Source organism: Sulfoacidibacillus ferrooxidans (assembly GCF_022606465.1).
Classification (GTDB): Bacteria; Bacillota; Bacilli; order Alicyclobacillales; family SLC66; genus Sulfoacidibacillus; species Sulfoacidibacillus ferrooxidans.
Window position 1 is genome coordinate 1 of sequence record NZ_JALBUF010000044.1, and the last position, 3,352, is coordinate 3,352.

Here is a 3,352-nt window from a genome sequence, read left to right on the forward strand (position 1 = left end):
GTGTACAAGCAAGTGGTGATCGTGGGTATTCGCCGTTCCGGTCCTATTGGTGCAGGCGATGCGAGCGATAAACACATGCTCAAGCAGCTTGTCGAGATCGGCAAAGGAGACAAAGACGCCCTAGCTTCACTCGAAGAGTTTGTCGATCAACCCTATATGATCCCTGTGGCATCAAACGATGAGCCGATGTTTCGTGCGGCAATCGCTGATGTAGAGGAACTTAGGCAAGACGTGACACACTCACCTGTCTTTAGCACCGTGGAGAAGATGATGGGAAGCACATCGTCACACGCATCCTTATCTACGCCTTTACTGCCGTTTCGACGCACGCATATGGCGACGTTAATGGCTGCAGGTGCTCTTAATTCGGCAGTGGGTATCGGAGACAACCGACATCTAGTCGTCGGTGTCACGAAAAAAACGATCGAATCAGTCATCGACGAAAACGATCCGACCAAGGAAATTCGGACGGAAGTGTACAAAACGGCCATTCGCTTATACAGCGCAGATGGTCGCATCACCGAACTCGAATAAGCAACACTCGTTCACGCGAGCAGCAACACTCCCTCGCGTGAATCGCGGGGGAGATCTAGATCAAACCCGCGAGGAGTGGTTCATTCATGAAAGAAATCACATGTAGTTCGCCCTATGAGAACATCACAGCTAAATGTCATCTCATGGTTTCAGAACAGATCCCAGGACAGCAAAAACCAAGGATCATAGCCGCTGGAATCATTGATGTAGATAGCGCTGCGAAAGCGATATCCGCGAAGATAGCCACAGGGAGACCTGTTCGCTACGGGGATGCGCAGATGGCTACGTGGCAAAAGAAACCAATGACCTGCGATACAGGTGGAGCCTATCGGTTCTTTCGCACAAACAACGGGAAAAAGGGTGCTGAAAGTAGCACACACGCGATGATCGTGCACAAACGCGTGATGGAGCAACGAGAAGAATTGGAACGGCAAAAAATCAAAGGGAATCGCATCCTCTTAGCACCAGACGGAGATCTTGTTTCACGCTTGGGGGATGTGTTACTCGATGAATTTGCTTTTCCTCATCTTCCAGAGTGGTTTCAGGCGATCTATGCAGAACTACAAAAGGAACGTTTACTTACAACGCTGGATGTGTGGACGGATCCAGACGTGGATGTCTGGCGAGATTTACAGGCGATCACGCTCTCCGATCAGCTCACCGATCGGCGTATGCAAGAAATCGTGTCTCGGTTGATCCAACAGGGGATTTTGAATATTCCAGAAGGTGTGACGGATGCACCCGCGATCACGGAAGACATAACGGATACCACGTCGTATTTGGCAGAGTATGCCCCACATTTGGCGACTCAAATCGAAGAAGTTGTTGAACCACTTCATGATTTGGATCGACCGCTTGAGAAGGCACTGGCCACCATGCAACGCGTACCGTTTCCTGCACAAGCACACACGATCCAAGCGTTGATTAACGGCATGGATCACGGAAAAAAAGCGGTGTTCTCCATTTCGGATATGGGCACAGGGAAAACGATTCAAGCACTGGGCGTAGCTAACGTTCTATGGCAACGTGCGAAAACAAGCGGAAAACAAGGCTTTGTGAGCTTTGTTCTCGCACCTGGTGTGACCATTCCTAAATGGGTCCGAGATGAAATCAAAGCGACATTGCCAGACGCCAAGATTCGTGTGCTAGAGAATTGGCATGATACGGTAGCTTGGATCGATGAGGTTCGCAGAAATAAATTTAAAAAAACAAACGGTCTTGAATTCGTGTTGATGGGCAAAGATGCCGCCAAACTAGGTGTCAAACGATTACCTACTTTACATTGGCGACGGGTCAGAGGCACGACACAGTATGACTGGCACTGCCCACATTGTGGGGAATTGGCGATCGCACTTGAAAACGAGGAAGGAAACAACGAGGACTTAGATGCACAACAAATCACGTGGAGCCGATGGGCTTTAGGTGACGCATCTACACAAGCCATGACGAAAGGGATTCCTTTTCGCGAAGCTAAAAGAATCATCCATTGTGCGCATTGCGAGGCCACATTGACTCGTTTTGCTGATCCACAAGCAGGGGAAACCGGGAAAATGAAACATCGCCGGATGGAACCCGCTTGGCTCATCCAACGATACCTCAAAGGATACATGGATCTGCTGATCGTCGATGAACTGCAACAATACAAAAACGAGTCGGGACAAGGCGTAGCAATGGGTAGTTTGGTCACCGCCTCCAAGCGTGTACTCGGATTAACGGGTACGCTCTCAGACGGTAAAGCAAGCTCCTTGTTTGCCATCCTTGCACGAACGGATTTTTCTCGACTACAAGCAGAAGGATTCGATCACAATTCTTCTTCACGTTTCGTGCAGCGATACGGAGTATTAGAAGAAGTGATCCGATACGAAGACGAAATATCCAATGCAGGCGGAAACACACGCGGCAAGGTGAAATCCAAACAAACAAAAGAGTTGCCGGGACTTTCTCCTCAACTTTTTGTCAATCATCTAGCCGATAAAACCGCTTTTCTCGAACTCGGCGATTTGGGATTACCCTTGGTCAAGATCGAAGAAAAACCGGTGTTTGTGCAGATGGATGAAGAGCATCTGGAGTCGTATCGGCACTTCCATTCCATGTTGGATGAAAAATGCAAACAACTCTATATGCTCGGGAACACGGGAGCCTACGCGAGTTTCATCCCTTCAGTGATCAATGTGGCCAATCAGCCACAGTTGGAGATTGAAGCGCATGAGGTCAGCAACTTCTTTGTATCGGATGGATCACCTTCTGCTAAAGAACGGCAATTGATCGCCGATGTGAAAGCGGAGTTGGCCCAGCATCGTCGTGTGATGGTGTATGTGACCTATAGCGGAGAGTATGCACAGGACCGACGGTTAGTCGATGTGCTTGAAACAGAAGACATTCCTGTACGCGTCATGCGCTCGTCTGTATCTGCAGATGATCGTATTGAGTGGATCGAACAAGCAGTCAAGGATGGCGTGCAGGTCATTGTCACGAACGTTTCGTTGGTGGAAGTGGGCGTTGATTTGCTTGATTTTCCTACGCTTATTTTTTACCAACAAACGGACAAGATCGCTACGATGCGACAAGCCAGTCGTCGTTCTTGGCGGATTGGTCAAACGCAAAACTGCAAGGTGCTTCACTACGTCTACGAGAATTCGTATGAAGTCACTCAATTTCAGCGCAACATGGCCAAACGTGCGCATGCACTCTTGTTAGAAGGTCGATTGGATCGATCGGAAATGCGTACGTACATGCCTGCGGATCGGCTAAGTGTGCAGACCACAGCCCTTGCAGCACATCTTGAGAACGTGGCCGACTTGTCGGATAAATGGTCAAG

At 49.1% G+C, this 3,352-nt stretch carries 1 protein-coding gene and 1 pseudogene; both read left to right on the forward strand.

Annotated elements, in window-relative coordinates; all coding sequences use genetic code 11:
* Nucleotides 1-534 (forward strand): annotated as a pseudogene (locus tag MM817_RS16200) (hypothetical protein); the annotation flags it as partial.
* 86 nt (nucleotides 535-620) lie between these two features.
* On the forward strand, nucleotides 621-3,352 hold a 2,732-nt coding region (locus MM817_RS16205), incomplete at its 3' end, for a helicase-related protein (RefSeq protein WP_241717062.1).